This window comes from Mycobacterium florentinum (assembly GCF_010730355.1).
GTDB lineage: Bacteria > Actinomycetota > Actinomycetes > Mycobacteriales > Mycobacteriaceae > Mycobacterium > Mycobacterium florentinum.
On record NZ_AP022576.1, the window covers coordinates 1,607,140 to 1,621,859 of the forward strand.

Genomic DNA, 14,720 nt, shown 5'->3' on the forward strand with positions numbered 1-14,720 from the left:
CTGCCGTGCCCTGCCCCGCCGACCGCACCAGCGGCATCCAGTCGGTGGAGCGCGCGTTCGGGGTACTCGAGATACTGGCCGCCATGGGCGGGACGGGCCCGCTCGGCGAGCTCGCGGCACGCGCGGATCTCCCCCAACCCACGATGCACCGGCTGGTCCGGACGTTGCTGAGCATGGGGTATCTGCGGCAGCTGCCCAACCGGCACTACTCGTTGGGGCCCGGGCTGATCCGATTGGGCGAGAGCGCGGCTGCGCTCATCGGCAGCTGGTCACGTTTGCATCTGAGCGAGTTGGTCGACCGCACCGGTGAGACGGCGAACATGGCGGTGATGGACAACGATATGGCCGTCTACGTTGCTCAGGTCCCCTCCCCGCATTCGATGCGGATGTTCACCGAGGTCGGCCGGCGGGTCTACCCGCATTGCACCGGTGTGGGCAAGGCGCTGCTGATGCAACTGCCCGACGACGCAATGCGGGCGCTGGTGGCACGAACCGGGATGCCCGCAGCGACCGAGAATTCGCATACGACGGCCGACGGATTACTGCAAGACCTCACGTTGTGTCGCGCCCGTGGTTATGCGGTCGACGAAGGTGAGCAGGAAATCGGCGTCCGATGCTTCGCCGTGCCGGTGCCCGACGCACCGTCCCTGACGGCCATTTCGATCTCCGGGCCCGCGGTGCGAGTCACGTTGAACTCCGCACCGACAATTACGCCGCTGTTGAAGCGGGTCGCCCGCGACATCGCCGCCGAGTTCGACAAGGGCGCCGCCCTCTAGGCCCCCCGCCCGGTGGCGGCGGCGTTGACGGCCTCGGCCACGGCATACGAATCCGCGCTTTCCGCCATCGTTTTGACCAACGTCTCGTGGACCTCGGCAGCCTGTGCGCTGACCGACCGGTACATCTGGGCGAGCATCATGAATTGTGCTGCGACAAGCGCGGAAACCTCGTCGGCCGCCGCGGGGACCACTGCGCCGGTGACGCCCGCCGCGGCCGCATTCTGAGCATTCATCGCACCACCGACGGCACCCAGCTGTGCGGCCGCTACCGCCAGGGCTTCGGGGTGGACAGTGAGGAACGACATGTGCTGTTCTCCTCAGCGCTTGGCAACCGACGGGCCCAGTGCCGCGGTCCCACCCGCGATGGCGTAGCGCACCGCGACCGCCCGCAGCCGCCGTAGCACCAAACGGGTTGCGGCCAAGACGACCTCACCCAGGAGGTCGCGGTGGGCGTCCTCACGGCCGGCCCAGTACGGCGGTTCTCCCCGGTCGATCGCCGCCTCCGCCTCGTCGACGATGCGCGCCATCGTGGTCACGGTGTGCGCCGGATACGCCCCGACGCTGGTCTCCGCGGACAACATCACCGCGTCCGCGCCGTCGAGCACCGCATTGGCCACGTCGGAGACCTCGGCTCGGGTCGGGCGCCGATCGGAGACCATCGAGTCGAGCATGTGAGTCGCGACGATGACCGGCTTGTCGGCATCGCGGCATAATCGGATGACTCGCTTTTGGACCAGCGGTATCTGCTCCAGCGGCATCTCGACCCCAAGATCACCGCGCGCGACCATCAATCCGTCGAAGGCCGCGACGATCGCCGGTAGGCACGAGACGGCCTCTGGTTTTTCCAGTTTGGCGATGACGGGCACCCGCCTGCCGACCTCCGCCATGATGGTGCGGGCCAGCTCCGCCTCCCCGGGTGCCCGCACGAACGACATGGCGATCATGTCCACACCGAGGTTCAGGGCGAACTTCAGGTCGTCAATGTCTTTGTCGGACAACGTCGGAGCGCTGACTGCGACGCCGGGCAATGAGATGCCCTTGTTGTCGCTGACCGGTCCGCCATGAATCACCTCGCAGTCGATGTCCGTGCCGTTGATCTCCACCACCGCCAGGTCGATTCTGCCGTCGTCGACCAGCAGCCGATCACCGGTTTTCACATCGGAGGCCAGGCCGCCGTAGGTGGTGGAGACCCGGTCGTGATCGCCCGGGCAGGCGTCGGTGGTGATCGCGACTTTCTCGCCGACGTTCCACACCACCGGCCCGTTGGCGAAGCGCCCCAGCCGAATCTTGGGGCCTTGCAGGTCGGCGAGCACCCGCACCGGCCGTCCGCGCCGGGCGGCGATCTGACGGACCAGGTCGTAGCAGGCCGAATGCTCCGCATGCGTGCCGTGGCTGAAATTCAGCCGGGCGACATCCATTCCGGCGTCGATGAGTTCGGTCAGGCCCCCAGCGGTGGCGGTTGCGGGTCCCAGCGTGCAGACGATCTTCGTAGTGCGCATACCAAGTGTCCTTTCCCTTAATGCAGGGCGGCTTGTGGTTGTTGTTGCGAAATCTCGGCACTGTGCGACGGCGCCAATCCACTGGTGCGGGCGAGCAGGCTGGTCGCGGCGTGCACCGTGCGAAGCGTCGGCGCGCCCGCTCCGGTCAGATCGGCGAGCTCGACCACCGCGGACACGATCGCATCCAGTTCCAGCTGCTTGCCCGCTTCCAGATCTTGCAGCATGGAGGTCTTGTGGTGACCCACGTTTTCGGCACCCCGCAACCGTTTCTCGATCGAGATATCCGGTGTACTGCCCAATCTCGCGGCGATGTCCAGGGTCTCCTCCATCAGCTGGATCACCACCCGCCGCGTGTTCGGGTCCTGGCACATCTGCACCATCGTCGATCTGGTCAGCGCGCTGAGCGGGTTGAATGCCACGTTACCCATCAGCTTGATCCAGATGTCGTTGCGCAGATCCGGCTCCACGGGGCATTTCAGCGCGCCGGCGATCATCGCTTCGCTCAGCGCCTTACAGCGCGCGGACAGCTCTCCCGAGGGCTCACCGATGGAAAAGCGTGTCCCCTCGAGGTGACGAACCACGCCTGGCGCCTCCAGCACCGTCGCCGGGTACACCACGCAACCGATCGCTCGCTCCGGAGACAGCACGGCGCTGGTGGCGCCACCGGGATCGACGGCCTCGATCCGGTGTCCCCGATACGGACCCGGCAGCTGGTGGAAATACCACCAGGGAATACCGTTCTGCGCGGCCACAATTGCCGTGTCCGGCCCCATCAACGGCTCGACCAGCGGACCGCACGTCGGGTAGCTGTGCGCCTTGAGGCCCAAAAAGACGTAGTCAACCGGCCCGATCTCGGCCGGGGAGTCCGTCGCGGCCGGATGCGCCACGAAATCACCGCGCGAGCTGAGCACGCGGACACCATTTTTCCGGATGGCCCGCAGGTTGTCGTTTCGCGCGATCAGATGAACGTCGGCACCGCCGCGGTGCAACGCCGCGCCCCAATAGGCGCCGATGGCTCCGGCTCCAACGACTGCAATCCTCACAGAGTCCCCTCTCGCATCCCGCATGCACAGAGCCGTCTGGCGACTCAGGTTCCGGTCATCATTATTGCATACAGTATGCGATCCGCGTATGTTGAACCCAACGCGCTCTCTGCGGAGACGTCGCGGACTGTCACCCGTGCCGGACGGCGATCAGCGTGCCTTGTCGCCGAGCCAAGGAAGAGGAATATGCCTGCGATCGGAGTGCCTCGCGAAACCGCCTCTGGCGAAAGCCGAGTCGCCCTGGTACCCGCCGTCGTCGAACGCTTGCGTGCCGCCGGCCACCATCTCGTCGTCGAGACGGGTGCGGGAGAGGGAGCGTTGATTCGCGACGAGGACTATCGCAAGGCCGGGGCCGTGATCGGTGACCCGTGGTCGGCCGACGTCGTAGTCAAGGTGAACCCGCCGACCGCACTGGAGATCGGCCGGTTGAAGCAGGGCGCCCGCCTGATCGGCTTCCTGGCACCCCGCACCCGGCCGGAGCTCAGCGATCAATTGCGACGAGCGGGTGTCTGCGGTTTCGCGATGGAAGCCGTGCCCCGGATTTCGCGTGCGCAGACCATGGATGCACTTTCTTCCCAGGCCAACGTCGCGGGCTACAAGGCGGTGCTGTGTGCCGCGCAATGCTCGACCCGCTTTTTCCCGATGATGACCACGGCCGCCGGAACAGTAAAGCCGGCAACGGTTTTGGTGCTCGGCGTCGGCGTCGCCGGACTTCAGGCGCTGGCCACGGCCAAACGGCTGGGCGCGCGCACCACCGGATTCGACGTTCGCCCCGAGGTGGCCGAGCAGGTCCGGTCCCTGGGCGCCAAGTGGCTCGAACTCGGCGTCACCGCGGCGGGCGAAGGTGGATACGCCCGCGCTCTGACACCCACCGAGCAGGCCGAGCAGCAACGCCAACTGACCCAGGCGATCCAGGGCTTCGACGTGGTCATCACCACCGCTTCGGTCCCCGGTCGCGCCGCACCCAAACTGGTCACCGCCGAGGCGGTGCGGCTGATGCGCAGCGGCAGCGTGGTCGTCGACCTCGCCGGCGAAGCGGGCGGCAACTGCGAACTCACCGTGCCGGGCGAGACGGTGCTGCGGCACGACGTCACGATCGCGGCGCCGTTGAACCTTCCGGCCAGCATGCCCGAGCACGCCAGCGAGCTCTACGCCCGCAACATCGCGGCCCTGCTGGAACACATGCTCGACGGTGCGGATGCGCGCGATCTGTCCGACGAGATCCTCGACGCCTGCTGTGTCACCAAATCCGACAACGAGTTGACGGGAATCCGATGACGCTGGTCGCCAACCTGGCAATCCTCACGCTGGCCGGCTTTGTCGGCTTCGCGGTGATCTCCAAGGTGCCGAACACGCTGCACACACCACTTATGTCCGGCACCAACGCAATTCACGGCATCGTGTTGCTCGCCGGCCTGGTACTCGTCGGCCGGTCGGCCACCGATGCATTCGACCGGCTGTTGCTGGTCATCGCCATCGCCTTCGGTGCGATCAACGTCGTGGGTGGCTTCCTGGTGACCGATCGCATGCTCGGCATGTTCAAGAAGAAGCCCAGCGCCCAGACCGGAAAGGTTGCGTCGCCGAAGTGAATGAACTCATCGCGGTTCTCTATATCGTCGCGTTCGCACTGTTCATCCTCGGCCTCTCGGGCCTGACCGGCCCCCGCACCGCCGCACGCGGCAATCTGACTGCGGGCGTTGGCATGACGATCGCGATCGTGGCCACCCTGCTGACGCCCGGCACGAACAACTGGTGGCTGATCGCGTTCGGGCTACTGCTTGGGTCGGTGGTCGGTGTGCCCGCCGCGCAGCGGGTCAAGATGACCGCGATGCCTCAGATGGTGGCACTGTTCAACGGCGTGGGCGGCGGTGCGGTGGCTCTGGTGTCGTGGGTGGAATTCCGCGACAGTCACGGCTACGCCGCCGCGCCGGTCTATGTGGCGATCGCTTCGCTGTTCGCCGCCATCGTCGGCTCACTGTCGTTCTGGGGATCGCTGATAGCTTTCGGAAAATTGCAAGAAGTGTTGCCGGGCAGGCCGATCGGGCTCAGACGAGCGCAGCAGCCGCTCAACCTGGTACTGCTGCTCGCCTCCGTCGCCTGCGCGGGCGCCATCGGAGCCGGCCAGCGCGCACCGGTCGTCTTCATCGGTGTGCTCGTCTTCGCGGCGGTGCTCGGCGTGATGGTGGTGCTGCCCATCGGCGGCGCCGACATGCCGGTGGTGATCTCGCTACTCAACGCGCTCACCGGCCTGTCGGCCGCGGCGACCGGACTGGCGCTGGACAACACGGCGATGATCGTCGCCGGAATGATCGTCGGAGCATCGGGAACGATCTTGACCAACCTGATGGCCAAGGCGATGAACCGTTCGATCCCCGCCATCGTCGCCGGCGGATTCGGTGGCACCGGCGCGAGCGCGGACGGCCGGGACGGGGCCGTCGACCAGACCGTGCGCCAGACCAGTGCCGCTGACGCGGCATTGCAGATGGGCTATGCCAGCCAGGTGATCATCGTGCCCGGCTACGGCATGGCGGTGGCACAGGCCCAGCACGTGGTGCGCGAAATGGCCGGCCTCCTGGAGGGACGGGGCGTGGAGGTTCGGCATGCCATCCATCCGGTGGCGGGTCGGATGCCCGGGCATATGAACGTCTTGCTCGCCGAGGCCGATGTCCCCTACGAGCAGCTCAAAGAGATGGACGAAATCAACGGCGAGTTCAGCCGCGCCGACGTGGCCCTGGTGATCGGCGCCAACGACGTGACAAACCCTGCCGCACGGTCGAATCCGGCATCCCCGATCTACGGCATGCCGATCCTCGACGTAGACCAGGCCAGGTCCGTCATCGTGCTGAAGCGCTCGATGAATCCCGGGTTCGCCGGCATCGAGAACGAGCTGTATTTCAACGAGAAGACCTCGATGCTATTCGGCGACGCGAAGTCGTCCGTCGCCGAAATCACCCAGGAACTAAAGGTTTTATGACACTGCGGCGCGATCGCCCCGCGACCGAAACGCTTGACCGCCACATCTCCGCGGCGGCAGGAAAAGAGCCGAGGATCGGCGGCAAGAAAGGAATCGAGATTCAATGTCAAAAGTGGTTTGCGTCCTCTACGACGACCCGGTAACCGGATATCCCACCGAATTCCCGCGCGACGGCCTGCCTCACCTGGACCGCTACCCGGACGGGCAAACGCTGCCGACACCGTCGGCCATCGACTTCGCGCCGGGCACGCTGCTGGGCAGCGTCTCCGGCGAACTCGGCCTGCGCCCCTACCTCGAGGGTCTCGGTCACGAATTGGTCGTGATCTCGGACAAGGAGGGCAAGAATTCGGAGTTCGACAAGCACCTGCACGACGCGGAAATCGTTATTTCGCAACCGTTTTGGCCGGCGTACCTGACCGCCGAACGGATCGCGCGCGCCCCCAAGCTCAAGTTGGCGGTCACCGCGGGCATCGGCTCGGATCACTACGACCTGGACGCGGCGATCGATGCCGGCATCACGGTCGCCGAGGTCACGTTCTGCAACAGCATCAGCGTCGCCGAGCACGTCGTCATGATGATCCTGTCGCAGGTCCGCAACTACCTGCCGTCCCATCAGTGGGTGCTTGGCGGCGGGTGGAACATCGCCGACTGTGTGCAGCGCTCCTATGACGTCGAGGGAATGCACGTCGGCACCGTCGCCGCAGGCCGGATCGGCCTGGCCGTACTGCGTCGCATGGCGCCGTTCGACGTGCACCTGCACTACACCGACAAGCACCGCCTGTCCGCGCAGGTGGAAAAGGAACTGAACCTGACCTTCCACCCCAGCGTGCAGGACATGGTGCCGCACCTCGACGTCGTGACGATCAACGCTCCGCTGCACCCGGAGACCCGTGGACTGTTCGACGACAAGCTGCTCGCGACGATGAAACGCGGTGCCTACCTTATCAATACGGCACGCGCGCTGATCTGCGACCAGGCCGCCATCGTCCGCGCCCTGGAAACCGGCCAGTTGGCCGGCTATGCCGGTGACGTGTGGTACCCACAGCCGGCACCCGCCGACCACCCGTGGCGCACAATGCCCCACCAGGGCATGACGCCGCACATCTCGGGTTCCACGCTCTCGGCGCAGGCTCGCTACGCGGCCGGCACCAGGGAGATCTTGGAGTGCTACTTCGGCGGCAAGCCGATCCGCGACGAGTACCTCATCGTCGACGGCGGTGCACTAGCCGGTGTCGGGGCGCGGTCGTACACCGCGACCGCCAAATCCGGTGCGGCCTAGCGGCGGATAGGTTCCCGCGCTTACCTGGCGACGGGGTTGGCGAGCAGTATTTTGCTCGTCAACCCCGTCACTGGTTTTCTTGACCGTGCAAGTGCGGCGAATCACGTCGCAATGTTTGCAATTCTGGCGTCTACCAGCTCAGCCCAGCCGTATCCTGTATACAACCTTGAGAGATACTGCATATTTCAAGCGCCGACCGGCGCCGTTGGATGTTGTGGACTGTATGCTATGTACGCGATCTCTCAGGTAAATCGCGATTAACCAGGAGACGGGAGCGAGGGAAGACTTCATGGCCACCACCAGCGCGCCGAGCCAGGCTGGGTCGCGGATGAGGCTGGAGCGTCCGGCGCCGTTACGCGAGGCCGCCTACGAGGCGCTGATGGAGCTGATCATCACCCGTGAGCTGCGACCCGGACAGCACTTGGTGGAGAACGAGTTGGCGGCCCAACTCGGCGTAAGCCGCCAGCCCATTCGAGAGGCGTTGCAGCGCTTGCAAAGCGAGGGATGGGTCGATCTGCGCCCGGCGTTGGGCGCGTTTGTGCACGTGCCCACCGACGCCGAGGCCGATGAGCTGTTGGGAGTACGCACCCTGCTCGAAGCGGAGTCGGCCAGGTTGGCCGCTCGCGCCGCCAAGCCCCCGCAGGTGGACCATCTCTGGGACCTGCACCGCACCGGAGAGAAGGCGCTCGCCAGCGGTGACAAAGAAGGCCTTGTCACCGCCAACGATGCCTTCCACTCCTATATCGTTGCGATGTCCGGCAACAGCGTGCTGGCCAACCTCATCGGCCAGGTCGGTCGCCGGGTGCGCTGGTATTACGAGCCCATCGCGTTAGCCCGCGGCAAGGACGCCTGGGACGAACACTCCGAGCTGATCGAGGCCATCGCCGGACGCAGTGGCAAGCGTGCCGGAGACCTGATGCGCCGCCACACCGAGCGCACCCGCGAGATTTACCACGAGCGACGTCAGGAAGCCGCCGACGAGGGTGTGGCCTGACTGACCGGCTGGGGAACTCGGGCATCCTTGTGCCGCCGTCCCGGCTGCCGCAGCAACGCCGCGGTTGCGGCCGAGAGCAGCGCGCTTGCGGCAGCCAGCCAGTAGGCACCGGTGTAGCCCCAGGCATCAATCACGCTGGCGCCCACACCAATTCCCAAGATCGAGCCGACCAGCTTGGCGCTGTAGACGATGCCGTAATTGCTGGCGTTGTTGTTTTCGCCGAAGTAGTCGGTGGTCAGCGTGGCGAACAGCGGATAGAAAGCACCGCCGCCGAACCCGACGAGAACGGCAAAGAAGATGAAGGCGATCTCGTTCTTGGCAAGGCCGGTGTAGAGCAGGCCGATCAGGGCGACGACCGACACCAGCAGCACAACCAGCAGCGTCTGCTTGCGACCGATCCGGTCTGAGACAAAGCCGGTTACCGCGCGGCCGACGCCATTGATGATCGAAAGGGCGCCCGCCGATGAGGCCACGATCATCGCGCCGAAGCCGAGGTGCTTGGCGAACGGAACCATGTAGCTGATGCCGAACAGCGAGACACCGGTGGTGATCCCCAACGACACCCACATCAGGGGCAGCATGCCGGTCTCGATGGCCTCGACCGGGCCGTACTGGCGCACCGCCGGTGGGTTCTTCTGCAAGCTTCTGGCGTTTGCGTTGACGGCGGCGTGCTGCAGCGGGTCGACGTCCGCCGGCCACCAGTTCTTGGGCGGGTCCTGAAAATACAGGCCGCATACCGTGACAACCACCAGCATGAATGCCCCCACCAGGTCGAGAACCCACTCATAGGTGTCGGGATGCAGCGCATAGCTGAAGATGAAGATGAAAGGTACTGCGCCGTAGGCGAACCCGCCGCACACGAAACCGGTCTTGGCGCCGCGCCGCTCGGGGTACCACTTACCGACGATCGTGATTCCCGTCGAGTACACCAAACCGACGCCGCAGCCGCCGCATACGGCGAATCCAAGGAAGGCCACGACCAGATTGCTGCTGTGCGCGACGGCGACGAAACCCAGCGCGGACAACACGGCGGCGACCAGCATGGTGGATCTCGCCGACGTGATGCCCTTCTCCCGCAGCCGGCCGGCGGGATAGGCAACCGCCGCCTGGAACACCGCCCACACCGAGAGCAGCCAGAAGGTCTCGGACAGACTCCAGCCATGGGCATGGCGCAGGGTATCGGCGGCCGCGCCGTAACCGTATTCAAAAACGCTGACTGCCATCATCGCGATCCACGGCAGCCAGACCATCGAAGCTCGGGATCTGCCGAGCAGGTCGTGATCAGTTTCGCCGACGCGGTAGATGCGACCATTCGCGTCGATCACCTCGCGATAGGTGGCGAGAGTTGAGGACATCGTTGACTCACTTTCGGAAAATGGGCATGAAGGGGTGACTCGATGGCTGCTCGCGTCCAACGACACGACGACCATCGAGTTGATGGTTGGGTTCTGATTTCGGGGAATCTTCGGACCCGTTGCGCCTAAGGCGGTGCGCGGCCGGCGATTTCGCCGGTACAGCGCACCCCGTTAGCCACGCCGGATATCCGAAGCCGTGACCGGCCAGTCATGACCCACCTCGGTCTTGCACCGAGTCGCGCGCGGCTCTGTCCCACAACCGGGTCCTTCTCTACCGAGCCGGGGGTCTCTAGATGCGTCTCATGCCGGTGTCAGTTCAGATCACGCCGGCGCTTCTGAAGCGCTGCAACTGATCTGGCGAATACCCGAGTTCGGTACAGATTTCCTCGGTGTGCTCGCCGAGCAGCGGTGAACGCACGACATCGACGGGTGAGTCGGAAAGCCGCAGCGGGCTACCGACCGTCTTGAACGTCCCGCGCTCGGGGTGCTCGACGGTGACGATCGCGTCCAGATCCGCCAGGGTCTGGTCCTCGATCAGCTCTTTGGTGCTCAGCACCGGACCACAGGGCACGTTGAGGACATTGAGCGCCTCCATGGCCTCCCATTTGGTGTGCCGCTGACTCCAGTCCTCGATCAGCGCGAAGACCTTGTCCAGCTTGGGTAGTCGGTCTTCCGGCCGCGCCCAGTCCGGATGATCGGCAAGGTCGGGCCGCCCGATCAGCTCCGCGAGCGCCGCCCACCCGGCGGGCTGGACGATGACATAGATGTAGTCGTTGGGGCCGCCACCTTTGGTGCGAACGGCCCAACCCGGTTGGCCTCCCCCGGACGCGTTGCCCGACCGTGGCACCTCGTCGCCGAAGCGCTCGTTGGGATACTCGTGCAGCGGGCCATGCGCCAGCCGTTGCTGATCGCGTAGCTTCACCCGGCAAAGGTTGAGTACAGCGGCCTGCATCGCGACCTCGACACGTTGCCCGCGGCCCGTGTTGGTGCGCTGGAACAGCGCGGCCAGGATGGCGGCGACGAGGTGAATCCCGGTGCCGGAGTCGCCGATCTGGGCGCCCGTGGCAGTCGGTGGACCATCCTGGAAACCCGTGGTGGCCATCGCGCCACCCATCGCCTGGGCGATGATCTCGTACGCTTTGAAGTTGAAGTACTTGCCCGGCCCGAAACCCTTGATCGAGGCATAGATCAACCGCGGGTTGATCTCCTGCAGCCGGGCCCAACTGAACCCGAACCGGTCGACGACGCCGGGGCCGAAGTTCTCCACCAAAACATCGGAGCGCGCTACCAGTCTGCTGAAGATCTCCTGACCGTCTTCACTTTTCATGTTCACCGTCACGCTGCGCTTGTTGCAGTTCAGCATCGTGAAGTACAGGCTGTCCACCTCGGGGAGGTCGCGCAGCTGGCCCCGGGTGACGTCTCCGCCGTTCGGTGTTTCGAGTTTGACGACGTCGGCGCCCAACCAGGCGAGCATCTGCGTCGCAGAGGGCCCCGACTGGACATGAGTCATATCGAGCACCCGAACGCCGTCTAATGCCTTACCCATGAGATCTCCCCTGCGAGTTGTCGTAGTGACTAAAAAGCCGTCTCGTGCCGGGCGCCGAGTGGTCCACTGCCCGTTGGGATTCGGGTGACCGATGACTGGGACGCGATGCCGACCATTACCTCAGCTTCCTAAGGCCTGCTGCCCGCCCGGTTCGCCGCACAGCAGGAAACCACGAAGCAGTGGATGTGGCTGCAACGGCCGGAAGGACGTGCTGTCTTCTGCAGACTGTATACCGTATACGACCAGTGTCCCCAATCACAGGCGAATTGTCTAGCGCCGATCCGTTCGTCAATGCCTATCAGCCCCCGTCGCCGATGGAATGGACGCCGCCGAGCGCCGGTGGGCAACGAATTAGCCGGACAAAGTTGTTTGCCGAATAATGTTGCGCCAGGGTCGCTCACGCGCTGTAAGCCGCCAGGTCTCGGGGTTGCTCCCCTGCCTCTGGACACACAGTGTGATCAGGAGTACAACAAATGCATACTGTATGCATTAGGGGTGATTGATATGTCCGGTGGTGATGGAATCTCGGTTCTGCAGATTCGAGCGCATGGCTGCTCGTACCGTATCGGCGAACGGCCACAGGACATCATGGCGCGCTCGAGACGCTGGATGCTGTGGCTGCCGTGGACGGCGATGGCTGCGATCAGCGTGCTCCAATTTGGTTACGGGGTCGCGGTTATCGCCGTGCAGCAGCCGCATCACCCGGTACCCGCCGGCGCCTTCTGGGTGCTGGCTCTATGGGTGATCTTCCAGGCGGGCGCCACCGCGGCTACCCCAACACTGCGGCGGCGGTGGGGAATCCGCCCGGCAACCACGATGTCGATCGGCGCTGTTTTGTCCGCCATTGGCCCACTGACGCTTTCGTACACCCGCAATCTCGGAGCCGCCGCACTGGGCTACTCCGCGCTGTGCGGTGTCGGCGCCGGGATGGTTTACGCCACTTGCCTTTCCACTGTTGCTCGTTGGTACCCTGAGCAACGCGGCGCGAAGGTTTCACTGGTATCGGGTGCATTCGGTTGCGGCGCGGTCCCCTTTGTCGTGTTGTTCGCTTTCGTGCTTCACCCCCGCAACATCGGGCCCGTCCTCATGGCCGTCGGCCTCGGTGTTCTTGTCGTAGTGAAGTTGTGCGGCGCCTTTTTTCGCGATCCACCGCCGGACTGGTGGCCGGCCGAAGTCGACCCACGACGCTGGGGCTTCGACAAGCGCATGAACCGCAGTCTGTTGGGCAACGCCCCGGCGATACGCCAGTATCGGCCCGGCGAGACCGCACGGACTTCGGCCTTCTTCCTCGTGTACGTCATCGTGGTGGTGGCGTCGGCCGCGGCACTGCTCACCATCGTGTACGTGCCGAGCATCGCGATAGCCCATGGCTTGCCGCTGACCGTCGGCGCGATCGCCGTTGCGGTGCTCGCCTCGGTCAATGGCGGCGGACGCATCATCGCCAGCCGGTTCTCGGACCGATACGGCAGACGTCAGACGTTGAGTCTCGCGCTGGGGATCGAGGGCTTTGCGCTGTTGGGCCTGGCGTCCTCGGCATCGGCGGAATCCACCGTCGCATTCGTTGCCTTTGCCGGGCTCGGCGGATTGGCCGGCGGCGCCTTCTATTCGCTGTTCATCAACCTGGTCGCGGATTACTTCGGCGAGCACAGTGCGGTCGGCAACTTCGGGCTGGTGTACAGCGCCAAGGTCTTCGGCGGTCTGATCGGAGTGGGACTGCCGGCTCTGCTGATCCCTTCCGGACGGCTGGGCGGGGCTTTCGTCGCCTTCGGCTTGCTCTGCTGCTGCACCGCCATCGCACCTCGGTGGCTGCAGCGGCCCGGCTATCCCGTTTGCCGCCTGCCGAATTGACACATCGCACTCGACATCGAAATGGCCCCAGGGAGACAATCCCTGGGGCCATTCCCGCCGTGACCCGGCGATTTGAGGGGCTCGCAGGCGCTCGGCGCGCCCCTCGCTAAACGACTATCGCGTTCTGCCGCCATCCGGCGATGGTGTCCGAGTCGTAGCCCAATTCGGCCAAGACCTCGTCAGTGTGTTCACCCAGCAGCGGCGCACCCTTGATGTCGGGCTTGAAGGACGAGAACTTGATCGGGCTGCCGACCGTCAGGAAAGTACCGCGCCCCTTCTGCTCCACCTCGACGATGGTCCCGCTCTTGCGCAGATCCTTGTCCTCGGCGAGATCCTTCATGGACATCACGGGCGCGCACGGCACCTCCCACTCGCGCAAGATGTCGACCGCTTCCCACTTCGTCTTGTCCGCCAGCCACTTCTCGATCTCCGCGAAGATGTCGAAGAGTTTGTCCTGACGGGCCCGCGCGGTGTTGTAGCCCGGGTCCTCGACCCACTCGGGGCGACCGATGGCCTCGGCAGTGCGCTTCCAGTTCTGCTCTTGGATGGTGAAGTAGATGTAGGCGTTGGGGTCGGTCTCCCAACCCTTGCACTTGACCACCCAGCCGGGCTGTCCGCCGCCGCCGGCGTTTCCGCCACGCGGCACGGCCTCGCCGAATTCGCCATTGGGGTATTGCGGGTACTCCTCCAGGTAGCCGACCCGCTCCAGGCGCTGTTGATCGCGCAGCTTGACCCGGCACAGGTTCAGCACGGAGTCTTGCATCGAGGCGGACACCTTCTGGCCCTTACCGGTCTTGTCGCGCGCGATCAGCGCGGTCAGGATCCCGATCAGGAGGTGCATACCGGTGTTGCTGTCACCCAAGGCGCCCCCGGCCACGGTCGGCGGGCCGTCCCAGAATCCCGTGGTGGAGGCGTTGCCGCCGGCGCACTGCGCGACGTTCTCGTAGACCTTGAGGTCATTCCACGACGAGTCGTCGTTGAAGCCCTTGACCGAACCGAAGATCAGTCGCGGGTTCCACTCCTGGATCTTGTCCCAGGACAACCCCATTCGGTCCATCGCTGCGGGAGCGAAGTTCTCCACCAGCACGTCGGCCTGGCGGATCAGCTTTTCCATCACCTCGAGACCTTCTGGAGATTTCGTGTTGATGGCCAGAGAACGCTTGTTGCTGTTGAGCATGGTGAAGTACAAGGCGTCGATGTCTGGTATGTCGCGCAATTGATTACGCGTCACATCGCCACCGGTCGTCCGCTCGACTTTGAGGACGTCCGCTCCAAACCAGGCGAGCATCTGGGTACAGGCGGGACCCGCCTGTACCCCGGTGAAGTCAATGACCTTGATGCCGGACAACGGCAGTTCGCTCATCACAGATTTCCTTTCCTTGTCGTGCTTCCGAGTTGTTTTGTAT

The 14,720-nt window shown here is 64.9% G+C and carries 13 protein-coding genes; 7 read left to right on the forward strand and 6 right to left on the reverse strand.

Features of this window, described 5'->3' with window-relative positions:
- The first annotated feature begins 5 nt into the window (after positions 1 to 5).
- On the forward strand, positions 6 to 776 hold the full coding sequence (locus G6N55_RS07570; protein ID WP_264001401.1) for an IclR family transcriptional regulator: 771 nt from the start codon (positions 6 to 8) through the stop codon (positions 774 to 776).
- Here G6N55_RS07570 and G6N55_RS07575 read toward each other — a convergent pair.
- Genes G6N55_RS07575 through G6N55_RS07585 form a run of 3 tightly spaced genes read right to left on the reverse strand, consistent with a single transcriptional unit; the run spans position 773 to position 3,318 of the window.
- Positions 773 to 1,081 carry a PE family protein gene (locus G6N55_RS07575; RefSeq protein ID WP_085226526.1) on the reverse strand — a complete coding sequence of 103 codons (309 nt, stop codon included), beginning with the start codon at positions 1,079 to 1,081 and terminating at the stop codon, positions 773 to 775. The two genes, G6N55_RS07570 and G6N55_RS07575, sit on opposite strands and share 4 nt — an antisense overlap.
- A 12-nt stretch (positions 1,082 to 1,093) precedes the next feature.
- Positions 1,094 to 2,275: a pyruvate kinase gene (gene pyk, locus G6N55_RS07580; RefSeq protein WP_085226525.1), complete on the reverse strand. Its 1,182-nt coding sequence runs from the start codon at positions 2,273 to 2,275 to the stop codon at positions 1,094 to 1,096.
- Between the two features lie 17 nt (positions 2,276 to 2,292).
- The gene (locus G6N55_RS07585; RefSeq protein WP_085226524.1) at positions 2,293 to 3,318 is read right to left on the reverse strand and encodes a 2-dehydropantoate 2-reductase; all 1,026 of its coding nucleotides are present in this window, start codon (positions 3,316 to 3,318) and stop codon (positions 2,293 to 2,295) included.
- A gap of 186 nt (positions 3,319 to 3,504) precedes the next feature.
- On the opposite strand from G6N55_RS07585, the gene G6N55_RS07590 reads away from it, so the two are divergent.
- From G6N55_RS07590 to G6N55_RS07610, 5 genes are all read left to right on the forward strand, one after another.
- Complete coding sequence (locus G6N55_RS07590) at positions 3,505 to 4,596, forward strand: Re/Si-specific NAD(P)(+) transhydrogenase subunit alpha (protein ID WP_085226522.1); 1,092 nt, start codon at positions 3,505 to 3,507, stop codon at positions 4,594 to 4,596.
- Complete coding sequence (locus G6N55_RS07595) at positions 4,593 to 4,907, forward strand: NAD(P) transhydrogenase subunit alpha (protein WP_085226520.1); 315 nt, start codon at positions 4,593 to 4,595, stop codon at positions 4,905 to 4,907. The genes G6N55_RS07590 and G6N55_RS07595 overlap by 4 nt, the downstream gene beginning before the upstream one ends.
- A complete protein-coding gene (locus G6N55_RS07600; RefSeq protein ID WP_085226518.1) occupies positions 4,904 to 6,292 on the forward strand; it encodes an NAD(P)(+) transhydrogenase (Re/Si-specific) subunit beta in 1,389 nt (462 codons plus the stop codon). Before G6N55_RS07595 ends, G6N55_RS07600 begins: the two co-directional genes overlap by 4 nt.
- Positions 6,293 to 6,395: 103 nt before the next feature.
- Positions 6,396 to 7,571 carry an NAD-dependent formate dehydrogenase gene (locus G6N55_RS07605; RefSeq protein WP_085226516.1) on the forward strand — a complete coding sequence of 392 codons (1,176 nt, stop codon included), beginning with the start codon at positions 6,396 to 6,398 and terminating at the stop codon, positions 7,569 to 7,571.
- 289 nt (positions 7,572 to 7,860) lie between these two features.
- Positions 7,861 to 8,565: a GntR family transcriptional regulator gene (locus G6N55_RS07610; RefSeq protein WP_085226514.1), complete on the forward strand. Its 705-nt coding sequence runs from the start codon at positions 7,861 to 7,863 to the stop codon at positions 8,563 to 8,565.
- Here the strand turns inward: G6N55_RS07610 and G6N55_RS07615 are convergent.
- Positions 8,535 to 9,920 carry an OFA family MFS transporter gene (locus G6N55_RS07615; RefSeq protein ID WP_085226512.1) on the reverse strand — a complete coding sequence of 462 codons (1,386 nt, stop codon included), beginning with the start codon at positions 9,918 to 9,920 and terminating at the stop codon, positions 8,535 to 8,537. The genes G6N55_RS07610 and G6N55_RS07615 overlap by 31 nt on opposite strands.
- Positions 9,921 to 10,236: 316 nt before the next feature.
- On the reverse strand, positions 10,237 to 11,466 hold the full coding sequence (gene frc / locus G6N55_RS07620; protein WP_085226511.1) for a formyl-CoA transferase: 1,230 nt from the start codon (positions 11,464 to 11,466) through the stop codon (positions 10,237 to 10,239).
- A 588-nt stretch (positions 11,467 to 12,054) separates the two neighbouring features.
- Between frc (G6N55_RS07620) and G6N55_RS07625 the strand changes: the two genes are divergently transcribed.
- On the forward strand, positions 12,055 to 13,314 hold the full coding sequence (locus tag G6N55_RS07625) for an OFA family MFS transporter (protein ID WP_232078942.1): 1,260 nt from the start codon (positions 12,055 to 12,057) through the stop codon (positions 13,312 to 13,314).
- Between the two features lie 106 nt (positions 13,315 to 13,420).
- On the opposite strand, the gene frc (G6N55_RS07630) is transcribed toward G6N55_RS07625, so the two are convergent.
- Entirely contained in the window at positions 13,421 to 14,677 is a 1,257-nt protein-coding gene (gene frc, locus G6N55_RS07630; protein WP_085226507.1) for a formyl-CoA transferase, read from the reverse strand.
- Positions 14,678 to 14,720 lie beyond the last annotated feature (43 nt).